The following is an 18,623-nucleotide window of genomic DNA, read 5'->3' as shown; positions in this document are numbered from 1 at the left end:
GTGGATTGGTGCCGCTTTTTGCTTCCGGCTCCCTGGTTGTAAAGGTTGCCGCAGAATAGTACCGATCCCCTTTGAAAGATAAAACAAGCTGGGCTGGGTTTGCGGGCCCGGCTTTTTCTTTCAGAAGTTAACGACACAGTTTTTCATTTTTTGTTACAATAATCATAGAAATGGTTTCATAATATAAAGAAATTAATGAATAGTGATTTGAAAAAGAATCAGGAGAGATCAGGCGATCCGATTTGGGGGAGGGAACCAGATGCATCCTACCATTGGGCGGATGTTTGAGCAAACAGTCAGCAAATTTCCGCAGAAGGAAGCGGTTTATGATGTCAGGAAGGGACGGCGTTTGACGTACAGAGAGTGGGACCGTGAGGTGAACAGGGCAGCCAATGCTTTTCTGGCAGCCGGTGTGCGCAAAGGGGACAGGGTTACTGCGTACCTTTATAACACGGAAGAGCTGGCCACTTCCCTCCTCGCTTGTGCCAAGATCGGCGCCGTTTTCAATCCGGTCAATTTTCGCCTGTCTGCTGAGGAAATCGCGTTTATTTTACAGGATGCCGAACCGAAAATCGTGTTGTTTGAACAGGCTGTTGAGCCCTGCGTTGCCGCGGTTCACAAAGGCTTCCCGGGAACCGCCTTCTGGTTTATTGACTCTGATCCTCCTGACTATGCGGTTGATTATCATCAGCAGGTTCTCGCTGCGTCCGATACCCGGCCCGATGCAGATGTATCGGAAGAGGATCTCTACGCGATCATGTATACCAGCGGGACGACCGGAAAGCCCAAGGGCGTCATGCACTCCCACCGGACTATGGTGGAGCAGGGTATGATTGTGATCGGAGCCAAACGGCTGACGGCGAAAGATCGTGGATTGACCGTCGCGCCGATGTTTCACTGTGCCGAACTGCACTGTTGCTTTTTGCCCCGTGTTATGGTCGGCGCCAGCCAGGTGATCATGCATCATTTTGCTCCAAAACAAGTATGGCAGATTGTTGCTGATGAGAAAATTTCCTACTTTTTTGCCGCTCCGACCATGTGGAATATGTTGTTGCAGGAGAAATTTGACTACAATCGTCTGGGATCTCTGCGCCTCGGTTTTTACGGAGGGGCTCCGATGGCTCCGGCACTGGTGCGCTCCTGCCGGGAAAAGTTGGGCATTGATCTGATTCAGGCTTATGGCATGACGGAAATGGGGCCTGCGGTCACCTTTTTATTCGAGGACGAACAGCTGAGCAAGGCGGGATCAGCCGGGAAAGCGTGCCTCGGCCATGAAATTCGCGTGGTCCAAGTGCGGGAAGGAGCGCCGTCAGAACCGGATGATGTGCTGGAACCCGGAAATGTCGGCGAAATTATCATGCGCGGGCCGTGCATGATGATGGGGTATTACAAACGGGAAGAGGCTACAGCCAGAGCGATGTACAAAGGCTGGTACCATTCTGGGGATTTGGGTTATGTCGATGAAGACGGCTATCTGTGGGTCGCCGACCGGGTGGATGACATGATTATCAGCGGTGCAGAAAATATTTATCCTCGGGAAGTGGAGGATTTGTTGCATGAACACCCCGGGGTGCTGGATGTGGCTGTCCTGGGAGAAGCGGATGAGAAGTGGGGGCAGCGGGTGGTGGCTTATGTGGTCAAAAAAAATCCGGATCTCACGGCCGATGAATTGGATCGCTTTTGCCAGGAAAGCGGAAAGCTGGCCCGGTACAAACGGCCCCGGAGATATGTTTTTGTCGGACAACTTCCGCGCAATGCCAGCGGTAAGATTCAGAAGTTTCTATTAAGGAGTGGATCGTGGCAATAAACAGCCCGAATGAGGGAGGGGAGAGGAATGAACCATCCGTACCTGACAGAAGATCACCAGCTCTTTCGCCAATCCCTGCGCAAATTTCTGCAAAAAGAGGCGGCTCCCTTTTATGATCAGTGGGAGAAGAATCGCGAAATTCCCCGCTCTTTCTGGAGAAAAATGGGGAATCAAGGGTATCTGTGTCCGGGTCTGGAGGAGCAATACGGCGGTTCGGGAGTCGACTGGGGCTACTCTGTGGTGATCAATGAGGAATTGGAACGCATCGGTTCCGGACTTGTCGGGATCGGACTTCATAATGATATCGTCGTTCCTTACATCGTTGCCTACGGTACGGAGGAGCAGAAACGCCGTTGGTTGCCGGGATGCGCCAACGGGGATATTATCACGGCCATCGCCATGACCGAGCCGGGAGCGGGTTCCGATCTGGCTAACATTCAGACGAGCGCGATCCGCGACGGCGACGAATTTGTGATCAATGGGCAGAAAACTTTTATCACCAACGGAATTTCAGCGGATCTGGTTCTCGTTGCCGTCAAGACCGATCCCGATGCAAGGCCCAAACATACAGGAATCAGCCTCATTTTGGTGGAACGGGGTACTCCGGGATTTTTCAGGGGAAGAAAGCTGAACAAAATGGGGCTTCACTGTCAGGATACGGCGGAACTCATTTTTGATCAATGCCGGGTTCCGGCCGCAAATTTGCTGGGGGAAGAAGGAAAAGGATTTGCGTACATGATGGAAAAGCTGCAACAGGAGCGCCTGGTGGTAGCGATCTGTGCACAGGTGGCGGCGGAAGAGATGCTCAGGATGACCATTGATTATGTAAAAACGCGCAAGGCGTTCGGACAACCGGTCAGCCAATTTCAAAACACACAGTTCAAAATTGCCGAAATGGCGACAGAGATTGAGGTGGGGCGGGCGTTTCTCGATCAATTGATTGCCGCACACATGGCAGGAGAAGATCTGGTGACCCGGGTATCGATGGCCAAATGGTGGCAGACGGAAATGGCCAAGCGAGTGGCTGCCGAGTGCCTGCAATTCCATGGCGGGTATGGATACATGGAAGAGTATCCGATCGCGCGCCGTTACCGCGATATCCCGGTTTCCGCCATCTATGCGGGCACCAATGAGATCATGAAAACCATTATCGCCAAACGCCTCGGTTTATGAGAAGCGAAAGAGGGGGATTCGCAAGTGCCATTGCCGCTTTCATCTCTGCGTGTGCTTGACCTGACCCGCCTGTTGCCAGGGCCGTATTGTACCATGCTTTTGGCGGACTTTGGCGCGGAGGTGATCAAGATTGAAGAGCCCGGCCTGGGCGATTACGCCAGGTGGTACGGGAACGAATGGAACGGGGAAAGTGCGCTCTTCGCCTCTCTCAACCGCAATAAAAAAAGCGTCACCCTTAATTTGAAGACAGAGGCAGGCAAGAATATTTTCCGGGAAATGGTGCAGCGGGCAGATGTTGTAATCGAATCCTTCCGTCCAGGTACGATGGAGCGACTGGGGCTTGGATATGATGCCTTGAAAAAAATCAACCCCGGGTTGATCTATTGCGCCATTACCGGTTATGGTCAGGACGGCCCGTATGCCGACCAGGCAGGGCATGACCTCAATTACATCAGCTATGCCGGGTTGTTGGCATTGCAAGGTGAAAGAGAAGGAAAACCGGTTCTGCCCGCGGTGCAGATTGCCGATCTCGGGGGCGGGGCAATGATGGCGGTCGCTGGAATTCTTTTGGCCTTGCGTGCCCGTGATCAGACCGGAAGGGGACAACTGGTGGATATTTCAATGTTGGACGGGGTTATTTCCTGGATGCAGACAATTCTCCCGCATTATCTGGCGACAGGGAAGGAACCGGTACGGGGGGAATTGCCCCTGTCGGGCGGGCTGGCTTGTTACAGCGTTTATGAAACGGCAGATCATCGGTATTTGGCAGTGGGTGCGCTCGAGCCCAAGTTTTGGAAAACCTTTTGCCACGGAATCGGCAGGGGAGATCTGATCCCCCGTTTACAGGCAACGCCAGCGGAACAGGAGGAGATGAAAAAGATCATTGCCGCCGCGATCAAAAAACAGACGCTGTCGCACTGGATGAATGTTTTTGCCGGAAAAGACGCCTGTGTCTCACCGGTTTTGAATATGGATGAAATGGTGCGTGACCCGCAGGTGCTCCATCGCCGGATGATCGAGGACACGAAACATCCCTCAGTCGGAAACGTCCGGCTTCCGGGGATTCCGATCAAACTGTCGGAAGCGGCGGGGACGATCCGCTCTTTTGCTCCCTCCTTGGGTGAGCATAACCAAGAGTATTTGCAGGAATTGGGGTATAACGAGGAACAAATCTTGCGTTTTCGGGAGGAAAACATTATTTAGAGAAATGGAGAAGGAGAGATTGATGTGCGCGAAGCAGTGATCGTGGAAGCAGTAAGAACGCCGATTGGGCGCCGAAACGGGGTTTTAAGCGGTATCCGCCCCGATGAACTGGCCGCGATGGTGTTAAGGGCGGTAGTCGAGCGAGCCGGCATTTCCCCTGAGATGGTGGAAGACGTGATCATGGGCTGTGTTTCCCAGGTGGGGGAACAGGCGGGCGATATCGGGAGAATCGCTGCCTTGATCGCCGGTTACCCGGTGGAAGTGCCCGGAACGACGATTGACCGGCAGTGCGGTTCCAGTCAGCAGGCCGTTCATTTCGCGGCCCAAGCGATTATGAGCGGGGATATGGATGTGGTGGTGGCGGCAGGGGTCGAGAGCATGTCCCGCGTTCCCATGTTTTCCAATATGCAGGGGGCGGAATACAGCGAGAAGCTCACTTCCCGCTATGAAATCATCAACCAGGGATTATCGGCGGAAAGGATTGCCGCAAAATGGGGTTTCAGCCGCGCGCAATTGGATGAATTTTCTTTGAACAGCCACGAAAAAGCCGTGAAGGCGCAGAAGGACGGGCGTTTTCAACAAGAGATTTTGCCTCTGGAAGTTACTTTGCCAGACAAAGGAAAGATAATTGTAGACAAGGATGAGGGACCGCGGGAAGATACTTCAATGGAAAAGATGAGAGCGCTTTCTCCTTCATTTCAGGAAAACGGGCTGATTCATGCGGGTAACTCAAGCCAGATCAGTGACGGTGCGGCGGCTTTGCTGATCATGTCCCGTGACAAAGCCGAACAACTCGGGTTAAAACCGCGTTTTCGCGTTCTGGCACGCGCTGTGGTCGGATCGGACCCGACGCTGATGCTCACCGGACCGATCCCGGCGACGAAAAAAGTATTGGAAAAGGCGGGCCTCACCCTGAGTGAGATCGATGTGTTTGAAGTAAACGAAGCGTTTGCACCGGTTCCGCTTGCCTGGCTGAAGGAAACCGGTGCCGATCCGGAAAAACTGAATCCCAACGGGGGAGCGATTGCTCTCGGACACCCGCTCGGGGCATCGGGGGCCCGGTTGATGACAACCATGATGCATGAACTGGAACGGCGCGGCGGGCGTTACGGGTTACAGACCATGTGTGAAGGTCTTGGCATGGCGAACGCAACCATTATTGAACGGCTTGTTTAACGGACGGGGAGGAGGAAGTCGGAATGAAAATCAAAGATTGTGTCGCCCTGGTGACCGGCGGCGCATCGGGTCTGGGAGAGGCGACGGTGCGGCGTTTGGTGGCGGAAGGAGGAAAAGCGGCTATTGTCGATCTCGCAGAGGAGAAGGGGGCAAAATTGGCGGCGGAGTTAGGAGATGATGCTTTCTTCCTCACGGCGGACGTGGCAGATGAAGCATCTGTCAGGCAAGTGGTCAACCGGATTGAGGAACGGTTCGGCAAAATCGATATCGTCGTCAACTGCGCAGGGGTGGCCGTAGCCGAAAAAGTGTTGGGGAAAAAAGGGCCGCATGCGCTTTCCTCTTTTGTGAAAACAATCCAGGTGAATCTCATTGGCACGTTTAACGTGATCCGTCTCGCCGCGGAGAAAATGTCAGCCAATTTGCCAAATGAAGGAGGGGAACGGGGGGTGATTGTCAATACAGCTTCCGTGGCCGCGTTTGACGGACAGATCGGGCAGGCGGCCTACAGTGCGTCCAAAGGAGGGATTGTTGGCATGACACTGCCGATTGCCAGGGAACTGGCCCGGTATGGAATCCGGGTGATGACCATTGCCCCTGGACTGTTCGATACGCCTCTGTTTGCGTCACTGCCACAAGAAGCACGGGAATCGCTGGGAAAGATGGTTCCATTCCCGCCGCGGCTCGGGTTGCCGGATGAATATGCGCGGCTGGTTCAATCCATCGTGGAAAATCCGATGTTAAACGGTGAAACCATCCGTTTGGACGGAGCGATCCGCATGCAGCCCAAATAAGGATCCGGAGCCCGGAGTAAATGAAAGGACTGCTGACATTCCATTTTGCCAGCAGTCCTTGTTCATTTTCCGACCAGATATGCTCCCGGCCGGAAACGATGCAGCCCCATTGTGATTAGCAGCGGAAGGGAGATCATGGCGGCAAGCAGCCAGAGAAAACCGTAGAATGGCTTGGGAACCAGTTGGAACTTAACCCAGAGCGCCTGAACCATCGGATGCATGAGATAGACGCCGAACGAGTGGCGGCCGATGAGAGAGATTCCTTTGAGAGAAAACTGCCGGGCAAGCCGGTAGACCAGCACAAAAAGCGTAATCGCATAAGGAACGGTAACCAGAGAATAAAATCCGCTCCGGTTTTCCAATCCGACTTCCAAGGTCATCAGAAAAGCAAGCAGAATGGCAGTCAGGGCAATTGCCGACAAGGAGATGCTGTTCAGCTGTTTCCGGACCTTCTGCCAGTTCATTCCCAACCATCCGCCAAACGCAAAATAGAACAACCAAACGGGAAAGAAACGGCGAATGTTGTATTCATCGACGGAAATGCCCCAGACCGATGTCCATTCATTCCAGTTGAAGCTTAAGGCGAGGATGGAGACCCACAGGGTCAGCACCAGGATCAATGAATCGGGCAGCTTTTTAAATCCTTTCAACAGAAGAGGAAACAGGAAATAAAGTTGAACGAGAACAAAGAGAAAGTAAAGATGGTAATATCCCTGGCCCAGCAGGATTTTGATGAGATTGTCCGTCACAGTGCCTGTGAGGTTGTGGGGGTTGTCCCACCAGAGGTAGGCGGTATAGATCAGTGACCAGATGAGAAACGGCGACAGGATGAACGCACTTCGCTTTCGCCAGAAATTCCACAGGGGAAACGGTTCGCGATCGTGATATTGGTAGAAGAGAAGCAACCCCGAGGAGAGAAAAAAGACGGGAACGCTAAATCGGCTTAAATGATTGAGATAAAAGTAAATGTTGCCCGGCTCAGCGGAAAATGAGAGAAATGTGCCCGTTGCATGAATGACGGCCACGGCCAGGATGCATATCCCTTTGATGACGTTCATCTCGCGGATTTGTTCTTTCATGTTCAGCCTCCTTTTCTGTCCGCCAAAAAAAAAGGAACAGAGCGCAAGAAATCACTCTGTTCCACTTGTCTTCGGTCAGGCGGGTTTTTTTCTTCCCGTGTTGAGGGGAGAATCAATAACAACACCTGTTCTCTCATTTATTACCCGGGATTGGATACAGGTAAACATGGATTTGTTTTTCCGGTCGCCGGAACCATGTCAAATCGCATTATACAGGCCAATCCGGCACTTTTTGGTTCTGCATTTTTCTGATCTGCTCGTTTGGGATCTTTAAAATAAAATTTCGAACAATGACATATTATGAATAAAATTTTGTTTCAAACGTGGTATAATGAAAATGAAAACGGATACATTTCTTATTCAGCTTTTATGGAGACCGGAGGCTAATGTTTATGAAAGAACGATTACACGCACTTACAACCGAAAAGCGAAACCCAAACAGCATGCAGATCGATCAGGCGAGTACGATTGACATCCTGAAGCTGATCAACGAAGAAGATCAAAAAGTGGCCCTGGCTGTTCGGGAAGTGCTTCCGGATGTGGAAGTGGCCGTTGAATACGCTTATGATTCGTTGAAACAGGGTGGCCGGCTCATCTATGTCGGTGCCGGAACCAGCGGTCGGCTCGGTGTGCTTGATGCCGTTGAATGTCCGCCGACGTTCAGTACGGCGCCGGAAATGGTGCAAGGGTTGATGGCCGGCGGGGAAAAAGCTTTTGTCAAGGCGGTGGAAGGAGCTGAGGACAAAGAAGAATTGGGGGAGCAGGACTTGCAGAGGATCAGTCTTACGTCCAAGGATACCGTGATCGGCATCGCCGCCAGCGGACGCACCCCTTATGTTATCGGCGCTCTCCGCTATGCGCGCAGCATCGGGGCGAAAACGGTGGCCCTCTCCTGCAACGAACAGGCCCGAATCAGCCAAGTGGCCGATCATCGCATTGAAGTGATCGTCGGACCCGAGGTACTGACCGGTTCGACCCGGATGAAAGCAGGTACGGCACAAAAAATGATTCTCAATATGATCTCGACGACGGCCATGATCCGTCTGGGGAAAGTATACGAAAATTTAATGGTGGACGTGAATATCAGCAATTACAAACTGAAAGAGAGAGCGATCAGCATCATTTGCACCGTGACCGGCGTTTCCTATGAAGAGGCCAAAACGTCGCTGGAACAGGCCAACCACGAAGTCAAAACGGCGATTGTTATGATTGAAGCCGGTGTTTCCTATGAGGAGGCAACCGAACTGCTGCACAGGGCGCAGGGCTACGTAAGGCAAGCGATTGTGCTGGGAGGCAAAAGGCAGTGACGACAGGCGGATTGAAGATGATTGCCGGCATGCTGGAGCAGTTGCCTCCCTCGGAACGGAAGATCGCCGCATACATTTTGCAACATCCCCATGAAGCGCTCAATCAGACAGTCCATCAGTTGGGAGTAGCAACAAACACGAGCAGCGCCGCGGTGATTCGCCTTTGCAAATCGCTGGGGCTGAGAGGTTTTGGCGAGTTGAAGATGCGGATTGCCGGCGATCTGCTGAAGTCGCCCGAACAGGGATATCGGGATATTGATCCTGATGAATCGATGTACTCCATCGTGCAAAAATTGACGAACAACAGCCTGCAAAGTTTGCGCGATACTGCCGATATCATCAATTACGAGGAGCTGGAACGCGCTGTACAGGTGCTCTTGAAGGCGAAAAACATCCACTTTTTCGGTGTGGGGGCTTCAGGGATTATCGCGGCTGACGCCCAGCAGAAGCTGCTGCGCATCAACAAGGCGGCGACAGCCTTTTCCGATCTGCACCTGGTGGCCACTCTGCTCGCCAATGCGGATGAACAGGATGTGCTGTTTGCCATTTCCTTCTCCGGAGAGACGCCGGAGGTGGTCAAAATAGTGACACTGGCCAAAGAACAGCGCATCCCGACGATCAGCTTAACCAATTACGGCGTGTCGACAGTGTCCTCTTTGTCCGACATCCGTCTGCATACCTCGTATCAGAACGAAGCACCTTTTCGCAGCGCGGCGGCTTCTTCCCGTCTGGCCCAGCTTCACATGATTGATATTTTGTTTTTTTGCCTGGCGACTGCTCAGTATGAGCAAACAGTGAAATCGATTGACAAGACCCGGGAAGCGATTCGCAAGCTGACCGGGAAAAACAAGCGGTGAAATTAAAGCGCTTACAATAGGAGAGGAGGACCAACCATGGCCCAAGAAAAGAAACATCAAGTGCTCGCCCGTAAAATTTTGGAGCTGTTTGGCGGGCCGGATAATGTTGATTCTTTTACTCATTGCATGACCCGACTCCGCGTAAAGCCAATAGACGGGAAACTTGTGGACAAAGAAGCTTTGAAGAGTTTGGACGGGGTGATGGGGGTCGTTGAGGCCGATACTTTGCAAATCATTGTCGGACCGGGTGTGGTGAACCGGGTTTCGGCGGAGTTTGGCAGATTGCTCCGGGAGGCGGGAAGGGATATTGATCTGCAAAAGAAAGCAGCCGCCAAAAAAGCGGAGCTGAAGGAAAAAAATGCAACACCGTTTAAATTGTTCCTGCGCCGGATCGCCGGCATCTTTATTCCGCTCATTCCGGCACTTGTCGCTTCGGGCTTGATTTCCGGCATTTCCAAAGCCATTGTGCAGGCGGGCTGGTTATCGGACAAGTCGCCTGTCGCCACGATACTGACTGTCATCGGTTCGGGTTTGTTCGCTTATCTGGGCATTTTGGTAGGATTGAATGCGGCGAAAGAGTTTGGCGGATCACCGGCGCTGGGGGCATTGGCCGGTATTTTGGTTATCAACCCGGATATAGCGAAAATCAGCATGTTCGGGGAAACGCTGGTTCCCGGACGCGGCGGTTTGATCGGAGTCATGTTTGCGGCGATCTTTATGGCTTTCCTTGAAAAACGGATTCGTCGTTTTGTCCCCGCTTCCCTCGATATTATTGTGACGCCGACCCTCACTCTTCTGATTACGGGACTGATTACCTATGTTGTTTTCATGCCGGTCGGCGGCTTGATCTCGGAGGGAATCACCAAAGGATTGTTGGCCGTGTTAAACATCGGAGGTCCGGTTGCCGGTTTTGTGCTGGGCGCTACTTTCCTGCCGCTGGTGGTAACCGGTTTGCATCAGGGCTTGACGCCGATCCATTTGGAATTGATCAATTCGACCGGAAGCGACCCGCTGTTGCCGATTTTGGCGATGGGCGGAGCCGGGCAGGTGGGAGCAGCCTTCGCCATTTACTTCAAGACGAAAAAAGCGCGTCTGAAACGAGCCGTGGGCGGTGCTTTGCCATCGGGGATGCTCGGGATCGGGGAACCGCTGATCTTCGGAGTCACATTGCCGCTGGGACGCCCGTTTCTGACGGCATGTCTGGGAGCGGGGATCGGCGGGGCCTTCCAAGCTTATTTCAAAGTTGCCACCATTGCCGTTGGCGTTTCCGGCTTGCCGCTGACGTTTTTGGTGGTGGCCCATCAGATTTTGTTCTATCTGATCGGACTGGTAATTTCCTACATCGCCGGGTTCCTGTTCACATACTGGTTCGGTTTCAAAGATGAAATGGCAGGGGAATTTGCATGATCGGTGTATCGTTTTATTTAAATGATCCACTGGCTGGGAAACGGTTGGAAGAAGCGCACTCCAAAGGAGTGACACGCGCTTTCACTTCTCTCCACATCCCGGAGGAGTCAGGCGACTTGGCCGGGCGGGCGAAGATGTTGTTGCAGACAGCGAAGGAGATGGGCATTGACGTCTATGCCGACGTTTCCCGCAGTACCCCGCAACATTTGGGCATTGGACGGCTGGAAGAACTGTCTGAGCTCGGTGTGACCGGACTCCGGCTCGATGATTATTTTGATTATGAAACGATGGTTTGCTTGGCTGAGCGGTTTCAGATTGCGCTCAATGCCAGCACTCTGTCTGAAGCCGATCTGCAGCGGCTTTTGGATTCCGGAATCGCATCGGAGCAGCTGATCGCCTGGCACAATTTTTATCCGCGCCGCGAAACCGGTTTGGATGAGCGATTTTTCCGAGCCCAGACTGATCGGTTCCGGCAGTATGGCATCCGGGTTGCCGCCTTTGTCCCCGGGCGCGGTGAGAAACGCGGACCGCTGTTTGAAGGTTTGCCGACGCTGGAAAAGCATCGGGAGCTCGACCCGTTTGTGGCGGCGGTGGAGCTTTTTCGCGATGGTGTTGACGAGGTGTATGTGGGTGATCCCGATGCAGGCGAAGGCTTGCTGGAACAACTTGTTGCCTATGCTTTTGACCGGGTCATTCCGCTGCGGATTCGGACTTCCTCCCTCGCCGGCGGGGAATATCAGTTGCGTCCCGATTTTGCCCGTGATGTGTTGCGCTTGATGGATACGCGCAGCCCCGGTCCCGTTCCGCCGGCCAATACCACGGCCCGTCCCCGGGGAACAGTAACGATGGATAACGACAAGTACGGGCGGTACCGCGGAGAAGTCCAGATCGTTCTCCGTGATCTGCCGGCTGATCCGCGCGTCAATGTCGTCGGTTCCGTCTTCCCGGAAGATTTGCCTCTTCTGCTGCTCGTTCAGCCGGGACAGCGTGTTTTTCTGCATTGTCACGATGAATAGGACAAACCGGAAAAAGCTGGCCAACCTTTCACAAAAATTGGTTGACCAGCTTTTTTATATCCTGGAAACCGGTTTACCAAGCGGCAATCTGCCCGTCGGTACGCGGTTCGGTTCCTCCTGCCAACACGCCGTTTTCTTGTTGCCAGATGATCTGTCCCCGTCCAAAACTGCCGGAGCCCAGCGACCATCTCACATCGTGACCGCGCCGGGCCAGAGCTTCGACCAGATGGGCCGGGGTGGAATGTTCCACCTCTACCGTTTTCCCATCGATCCACTGCCATCTTGGCGCATCCAGGGCGGCCTGAGGATTGAGCCCGAAATCAATGGAATTCATGATTACTTGCAGATGTCCTTGCGGTTGCATGAAACCGCCCATCACGCCAAACGGGCCGACAGGCTTATTTCCTTTTGTCAGGAAACCGGGAATAATCGTATGGTACGGTTTTTTTCCGGGTTGCAACCAGTTGGCATGCGTTTCATCCAAGGTGAAATTATGGCCGCGGTTATGCAGGGCGATTCCGGTGCCGGGGACGACCAGTCCGGAACCGAATCCCATATAATTGCTCTGGATAAATGAGACCATGTTCCCTTCGCCGTCTGCCGTACATAAATAGACCGTTCCACCCCGGGGCGGTTTTCCCGCTTCCGGCAGCAATGCTTCCCTGCCGATCAGGCGTCGCCGTTCTTCGGCATAGGCGTCGGATAATAACTCTTCCAGTTTTACGCGCATATGTCGGGGATCGGCGATATACTTTTTGCCATCGGCAAATGCCAGTTTGAGCGCTTCGATCTGTTTATGGAAAGTGTCGACCGTATCCCGCTCCGCAAAGTCGAAGCCTTTTAAGATGTTCAAAGCGATCAGGGTGACCAGACCCTGGCCGTTGGGCGGAATTTCCCATACCTCATAGCCGCGATATCGGACATGGATCGGTTCGACCCACTCCGGTTTGTAGGCGGCGAGGTCTTCTGCGCGCAGGTAGCCGCCGTATTGTCGGGAAAAGAAGTCGATTTTTTCGGCGAGATCGCCGCGATAAAAAGATTCTGCTTTGGATTCGGCGATTGATTGCAGTGTTTTCGCGTGGTCGGCAGAGCGCCAGATCTCCCCGACCTCCGGAGCTCTTCCTTCCGGTGCGAACGTATCAAACCAGGCGGCAAATTCTTCGCCCCTCAGTTGTTTCTTATAGGTTTGGAAGGCGCGAGACCAGTAACTTTGCAGAACCGGACTTAACGGATAGCCTGTTTCGGCATAGTCGATGGCCGGACGCAGCACTTCGGCAAAGGGGAGTTTCCCGAATCTGGCAGAGAGTTCCGCCCAGGCGGCTGGTGCTCCGGGAACGGTGACCGGAATAAATCCGTATTTCGGAATCTCTTTGATTCCCGCCTTTTTGAGTCTTTCGCCCGAAAGGAGTTGCGGCGCCGGACCGCTGGCATTCAAACCGTGAAGTTTTCCTTTTGTCCAGACGAGGGCAAAGGCGTCTCCGCCGATTCCATTGGATGTGGGTTCGACCACGGTGAGGGTGGCGGCTGTGGCAATGGCCGCATCAACAGCATTTCCCCCTTGCCTGAGAATCGAGAGTCCGGCTTGGGCAGCAAGGGGCTGTGATGTGGCAACCATTCCGTTTTTGGCATAGACCGTTGACCGCCGTGACGGATATGGATGGTGGAGCGAATCGTAATTCATTTTTATTCTCCTCTCATGTCAGGGGATGGGACAGCGCGATGAAGCTGCAGGGAAAAGCGATGGATCTTCAAATTCCGATCGGGCCGGACTGCGTATCGGCGGGAGCGAGGGCCTTGACATCTTCATCACTCACAATTTCATCCCCATCCTGCTTTTGTATCGTTTTAACAGCATCTGAGTTTCAACCCGCAAGATTCCGGGCATTTTGTACAAGGTTTCCAGCAGAAATTTTTCCATTTCCCGGTGATCGGAAAAAATCCCGTGCATGTGAAGTGTGCTCGGCCCGGTCATATGATAGAGGCTGGTGACAGCTGGTTCCTTTGCCAGGTCTTCGGCTACCTTTTCCAGATCATCGGGCTTCACATCGATATTAAAAAATGCCGAGACGGTGATGCCCACTTTAACGGGATTGATTACCGCGGTAAAGCGTTCGATTACCCCGGATTCGATCAAGGCCTGAATGCGGGACTGAACAGCCACGCGGGAAAGATTGATCTGTTTTCCCAGATCCGTGTAGGAAATCCGGCTGTTTTGCAGCAATAACCCCAGGATTTTCCTGTCTGTCTCGTCGATTTTCATCGGAGGAAACTGATTTTCATCCCCGTTTTGCTGTGCCAACCTTATCCCTCCCGGCTTTTCGTTAACGATCCAATTTGGGGTCCAATACTTCGCGGATGCCGTCGCCGAGCAGATTGAAGCCGAGCACCACCAGGAAAATGGCCAGCCCCGGCCAAAAAGCCAGCAACGGATCGATCGTCAAGTACCCTTGGGCGACATTGAGCATGGACCCCCAGCTGGGCTCTTCCGGTTTGGCGCCAAGCCCCAGATAGGACAAACCTGCTTCCGCGATAATGGCCGAAGCCATTGCCAAAGTGGTTTGTACCAGAATCGGTGCCAGGGAATTGGGCAATACGTGCAGAAACATGATGCGCCAATCGTTTGCCCCGACGGCCCGGGCGGCCTGGACGAATTCCTGGTTGGTCACGGACATGACCTGGGAACGGGTGATGCGGACAAATGAAGGGATAAAACCGATCCCGATCGCGATGATGGCATTGCCAAATCCGCCTCCAAGCACAGCGGCCATGGCCAAGGCGAGGATGAGGGACGGAAATGCCTGCATTGCATCGACAATGCGCATGACAATCCATTCATCCCAAAAACCGCGGAAATATCCGCATACCAGACCGATCGGAACTCCGATCACCAGAGCGATTCCCACGGAGACAACGGCGGCTTCCAGCGAAAGGCGGGCCCCGTAGACGAGTCTGGAGAAGGTGTCACGGCCGAGATCATCCGTGCCGAGGAGATGATTGTGCCCCGGACTTTGCAGAATGGCGGAGTAATCCTGGTCATAAATCGGATCGTGGGTGGAGATCCACGGGGCAAAGACGGCCGTAAGGATCAGGAAGACAAAAATGACCGCTCCCGCAACGGCCAGTTTGTTTCGGGCAAAGCGGCGAAAAAAGTCTTCCCACTGACTTTCCCGGCGCGTTTGGGTCTGATCGGGTGTTGGCACCGAATCGGCAGCTGTCCGGCTCATCTTATCCAACCTCCTTTCCCGACTTTATCCGCGGGTCGATGATGAAATGGAGAATGTCGACCAACAGATTGATCAGCACAATCAGCAAGGCTGAAACGAGAACCGCTCCTTGCACCGTGACAAAATCGCGGTTGAATATCGAATCGACGATCAGCTTGCCGAAGCCGGGGATCGAGAAGATCGATTCCGTAATGACCAGGCCCCCGAGGAGCCCGGCGACAACCAAGCCGCTCGTCGTGACGACGGGAACCAGGGCGTTTTTCAGCGCATGGCGGAGAATGACCAACCTTTCTTTCAATCCCTTCGCATAAGCGGTGCGAATGTAGTCGGCTTGAAGCGCTTCCAGCAGACTGCTGCGCATCATCCGCATGAGAACGGCCGATTCACGCAGGCCGGTGGCGATGATGGGCAGGATCATCGCGGAGAGATTTCCCAGGGGATCATCAAAAAATGGAACGTAACCGGATGCAGGCACCCAGCCCAACTTGACGGCGAACAAAATAATCAGCATCATGCCGAGCCAGAAATGGGGAACCGACATGCCGCACAGGGCAAACAAAGTGCCCGAATAATCGGTCAGGCTGCGCGGACGCACTGCGGACAGGATTCCGGCCGGAACGGCGATCAGGGTCGCGACGATAAAGGTGCCGAGCGTCAGTTCGATCGTGGCGGGCAACCGCTCCATGATCAACTGGGCAACCGGGGTATGGTCGACGAGAGAGTTGCCCAGATTGCCGTGCAGGACTCCGGACAACCAATCGAAGTACTGAACCGGGAGGGGCTTGTTCAAACCCAGTTCAGCCCGGAGAGCGGCCACTGCTTCCGGGGTGGCTTCCTGGCCGAGAATGACGGTTGCCGGATCACCGGGGAGCATGTGCATCAAGGAGAAGACCATGAGGGTGACGAGGAAAACGACAGGGATGGCGAGCAACAGGCGCCTGATGATGATGGCCATGTTTTTCCTCCTTTATTTTTTGCTGAGTTCCGCCGTACGGATTAGACCGTCGGGAATATATTGAAAGCCTTGCACATTCTTCGACAGGCCGAACACGTCATGTTCGTTGTAGAGATAAACATAGGGAACATCTTCATGCACGATTTTCATGATCCGGTCATATATCGCTTTCCGCTTTGATTGATCCATCTCACGGCGTGCGTCGCTGAGCAGCCTGTCCACTTGCGGATTGCTGTAATGCGAATAGTTTTGCGAACCGGTTGAAGCGAGGAAATCGTAAATATTTAAATCCGGGTCGGGGCGTCCGCTCCAGCCGAGTGCGACAGCCTGCATATTTCCGGTCTCCGCCTGCTCGATCATGGTTCCGAATTCCACCTTTTCCAGCTGGACATGAATACCAGCCGGTCTCAACATATTTTGGATCATTTGCCCCACCTGTTGGCCGGCGGGGGTGGTCGGAATCTTCAAGGTAAAGGTAAATCCGTTTTTCATTCCCGCCTTCTCCAGCAGTTCCTTTGCTTTTTTTACATTGGGCGTTTCCGGTCGGTCATCGGGGTTATAGGCAAAGTGGCTTGGAACGAACGGTGAGTAGGCGGGAGAACCGGCGGGCCCGAATACGACTTTGGCGATGGCCTCGCGATTTATCAGGAGATCGACCGCTTGCCGGAGTTCCTTTTTATTGAAGGGAGGTTTCGCCATGTTCAAGTGAAATCCCTGATATCCCTCCGACTCATGATTTATCACCCTTACTTGGGCATCGTTGATGATCCGGCCGATTTCCCTGGGAGGAAATTTGTTGGTGATGTCCACATCTCCGCTGCGGAGGTTCATCAAGGCGACATTCGGATCGACAATCACCTTGTAGACCACTCTGTTTACCTTCGGCAGGCCTTTTCGCCAGTAATGGGGATTCTTTTCCAAAACGATGGTCGAGCCTTTGATGCGGCTTTTATAGAGAAACGGGCCGGTTCCCACGGGATGATTCATGAAGTTTTTCCCCTCTTTTTGCACGGCAGCGGGGGAGACCATCATGCCGGCGCGATCCGTCAACACTGCCAAAAATGGCGCGAAAGGCTGCTTGAGCTGTACTTTCACCGTATACGGGTCGAGTGCGGTGACATGATCGACCAGTTTCAGTTCGTTTCTGCGTACGGAATCCGGTTGCATGTAACGCGCAAAGTTGAATTTTACCGCCTCGGCATTAAAGTCCGTGCCATCCTGAAATTTGACTCCCTTTCGCAGATGAAAGATAAAGGTTTTGTCATCAGGCGAAATTTCCCACTTTTCTGCCAGCATCGGCACGATATTTCCGTGTTGATCCAGATCAACCAGCTTGTCAAAAATGCTTTGAAACACCATTCTGTCGACTAAAGCGCTGGAATAGGCCGGGTCCAGCTTCGGCGGATCGGCATTCAGCGAGATATTGATCGTATCTTCATCCCGGTCTGTTCCTGCCTGTTGGCCGTTGCAGCCCCCGAGAAGCAGAGAACTGCCCAGCAGCAAAATGAATGCGATCAACCATGCTTTTTTCACGATTCAGCCTCCCCTAGTTTGTTCATATGGTAAGGGATGATTTCATGATTCTTTCGTTTTGTATTACTATATAATGAATCTATTTCATAAATCAATGAAGATTTATTATTTAATGAACATTTTGTTTAAAATGATAAGTGATTATATGGTTAATGTGAATGAATGCTCATGAATCATCATTGTATTTGTACAAAATATTTGTTATATTCTATATAATGAAATATAAACATAGTTTAATATAATAAACCAAGACTGTTTACAAATTTAAGATGAAGGATTATAAATCAATTAATCCTGTTTACGAAGAAGAGTGAACTAATGACAAAGTATCGGGTTCCGGCCATTGAACGGGCACATGCCGTCTTGGAAGTGCTTGCCCGTGAGCCGTCGAAGTACCGTCTGATTGACTTGGCGAACCGTTTTCACGTGAATAAGAGTTCGATGTTTGTGCTTCTCCGAACGATGGAACAGCTGGGTTGGGTACAAAAAGACAAAAAGGAGACGTATGCGCTCGGCCCTGCCCTGGGAGCGCTGGCCGCCGCTTATTTTCAGCAATTTGATCTCGTGCAAGTCTTTTACCGGGAGGCGGCCGCCGCGGTTGAGCGGGTCAAAGAAACGGTCCAGCTCGCCGTTTTGGATGATGACCATATTCTGTATCTGGCGAAAGAGGAATCGCGTTCTCCGGTGCAGTTGGTGACAAGTCCGGGAATGCGTTTTCCCGCTCATGCGACTGCTTTGGGCAAAGCGATGTTATCCCGGTTGAACCGTGAACAGTTTTGCCGTCTGTTTCCGTCCGCCAGCCTGAAATCGGTTACTCCGTATACGATCATTGATTCAGAGCTGCTGTGGAAGCAAACCCGCCAGGTGCAAAAAGATGGCTGTGCCTGTGATGAGCAGGAAGCCGTCATTGGAATTTATTGTGTTGCGGCCCCGATTTACAATCAGCTGGGGCGGATCGAGGCAGCCGTCAGCTTCGCGATGGGTGAGGCGAGCTGGGAGAAAAAAAGGGAGAGGGCCAGGGCGGAAATTATCCGTCTGGCCAGGCGGTTATCGCTGCATGCCGGTTTCTCATTTTTTTCTGAAGGAGGAAACTGA

16 protein-coding genes are annotated in these 18,623 nt (G+C 52.9%); 10 read left to right on the top strand and 6 right to left on the bottom strand.

From position 1 onward, the window contains the following. Positions 1–259 precede the first annotated feature (259 nt). Genes I8U19_RS02460 through I8U19_RS02440 form a run of 5 tightly spaced genes read left to right on the top strand, consistent with a single transcriptional unit; the run spans position 260 to position 6,150 of the window. Positions 260–1,807: a fatty acid--CoA ligase gene (locus I8U19_RS02460; protein ID WP_198055081.1), complete on the top strand. Its 1,548-nt coding sequence runs from the start codon at positions 260–262 to the stop codon at positions 1,805–1,807. A gap of 27 nt (positions 1,808–1,834) precedes the next feature. After that, the gene (locus I8U19_RS02455; RefSeq protein ID WP_198055080.1) at positions 1,835–2,980 is read left to right on the top strand and encodes an acyl-CoA dehydrogenase family protein; all 1,146 of its coding nucleotides are present in this window, start codon (positions 1,835–1,837) and stop codon (positions 2,978–2,980) included. A gap of 24 nt (positions 2,981–3,004) precedes the next feature. Continuing rightward, positions 3,005–4,183, top strand: coding sequence for a CaiB/BaiF CoA transferase family protein (locus I8U19_RS02450; protein WP_370589230.1), 1,179 nt, complete (start codon positions 3,005–3,007; stop codon positions 4,181–4,183). 24 nt (positions 4,184–4,207) lie between these two features. Continuing rightward, positions 4,208–5,359 carry a thiolase family protein gene (locus I8U19_RS02445; RefSeq protein WP_033099299.1) on the top strand — a complete coding sequence of 384 codons (1,152 nt, stop codon included), beginning with the start codon at positions 4,208–4,210 and terminating at the stop codon, positions 5,357–5,359. A 23-nt stretch (positions 5,360–5,382) separates the two neighbouring features. Further along, entirely contained in the window at positions 5,383–6,150 is a 768-nt protein-coding gene (locus I8U19_RS02440) for a 3-hydroxyacyl-CoA dehydrogenase (RefSeq protein ID WP_033099298.1), read from the top strand. A 62-nt stretch (positions 6,151–6,212) separates the two neighbouring features. Here I8U19_RS02440 and I8U19_RS02435 read toward each other — a convergent pair whose 3' ends face one another. Next, entirely contained in the window at positions 6,213–7,229 is a 1,017-nt protein-coding gene (locus I8U19_RS02435; protein WP_198055079.1) for an acyltransferase, read from the bottom strand. Between the two features lie 392 nt (positions 7,230–7,621). On the opposite strand from I8U19_RS02435, the gene murQ reads away from it, so the two are divergent. The 4 genes from murQ to I8U19_RS02415 are packed head-to-tail and all read left to right on the top strand — an operon-like array spanning position 7,622 to position 11,816. Next, complete coding sequence (gene murQ, locus I8U19_RS02430) at positions 7,622–8,536, top strand: N-acetylmuramic acid 6-phosphate etherase (RefSeq protein ID WP_198055078.1); 915 nt, start codon at positions 7,622–7,624, stop codon at positions 8,534–8,536. Continuing rightward, a complete protein-coding gene (locus tag I8U19_RS02425; RefSeq protein WP_198055077.1) occupies positions 8,533–9,393 on the top strand; it encodes a MurR/RpiR family transcriptional regulator in 861 nt (286 codons plus the stop codon). Before murQ ends, I8U19_RS02425 begins: the two co-directional genes overlap by 4 nt. Before the next feature lie 36 nt (positions 9,394–9,429). Then, the gene (locus tag I8U19_RS02420; RefSeq protein WP_033099295.1) at positions 9,430–10,800 is read left to right on the top strand and encodes a PTS transporter subunit EIIC; all 1,371 of its coding nucleotides are present in this window, start codon (positions 9,430–9,432) and stop codon (positions 10,798–10,800) included. After that, positions 10,797–11,816: a MupG family TIM beta-alpha barrel fold protein gene (locus I8U19_RS02415; protein WP_198055076.1), complete on the top strand. Its 1,020-nt coding sequence runs from the start codon at positions 10,797–10,799 to the stop codon at positions 11,814–11,816. Before I8U19_RS02420 ends, I8U19_RS02415 begins: the two co-directional genes overlap by 4 nt. 73 nt (positions 11,817–11,889) lie before the next feature. Here the strand turns inward: I8U19_RS02415 and I8U19_RS02410 are convergent, their stop codons facing one another. The 5 genes from I8U19_RS02410 to I8U19_RS02390 all read right to left on the bottom strand — a co-directional run bounded on the left by I8U19_RS02410 (position 11,890) and on the right by I8U19_RS02390 (position 17,528). Then, positions 11,890–13,497, bottom strand: a complete 1,608-nt coding sequence (locus I8U19_RS02410) for a gamma-glutamyltransferase family protein (protein ID WP_198055075.1) — start codon at positions 13,495–13,497, stop codon at positions 11,890–11,892. A 129-nt stretch (positions 13,498–13,626) separates the two neighbouring features. Then, positions 13,627–14,115, bottom strand: coding sequence for a chromate efflux transcriptional regulator ChrS (chrS, locus tag I8U19_RS02405; protein ID WP_483316406.1), 489 nt, complete (start codon positions 14,113–14,115; stop codon positions 13,627–13,629). Positions 14,116–14,137: 22 nt separating this feature from the next. Further along, a complete protein-coding gene (locus tag I8U19_RS02400) occupies positions 14,138–15,040 on the bottom strand; it encodes an ABC transporter permease (RefSeq protein WP_081943643.1) in 903 nt (300 codons plus the stop codon). Between the two features lies 1 nt (position 15,041). After that, entirely contained in the window at positions 15,042–15,995 is a 954-nt protein-coding gene (locus I8U19_RS02395) for an ABC transporter permease (protein WP_033099292.1), read from the bottom strand. A 12-nt stretch (positions 15,996–16,007) separates the two neighbouring features. Continuing rightward, entirely contained in the window at positions 16,008–17,528 is a 1,521-nt protein-coding gene (locus I8U19_RS02390) for an ABC transporter substrate-binding protein (protein ID WP_198055074.1), read from the bottom strand. Between the two features lie 318 nt (positions 17,529–17,846). Between I8U19_RS02390 and I8U19_RS02385 the strand changes: the two genes are divergently transcribed. Beyond that, positions 17,847–18,623 carry an IclR family transcriptional regulator gene (locus I8U19_RS02385; protein ID WP_033099290.1) on the top strand — a complete coding sequence of 259 codons (777 nt, stop codon included), beginning with the start codon at positions 17,847–17,849 and terminating at the stop codon, positions 18,621–18,623.

Origin of the sequence: Thermoactinomyces sp. CICC 10523, assembly GCF_016055105.1 — a bacterium.
Lineage (GTDB): Bacteria > Bacillota > Bacilli > Thermoactinomycetales > Thermoactinomycetaceae > Thermoactinomyces_A > Thermoactinomyces_A daqus.
This window is presented reverse-complemented; position numbering and strand designations above follow the sequence as displayed.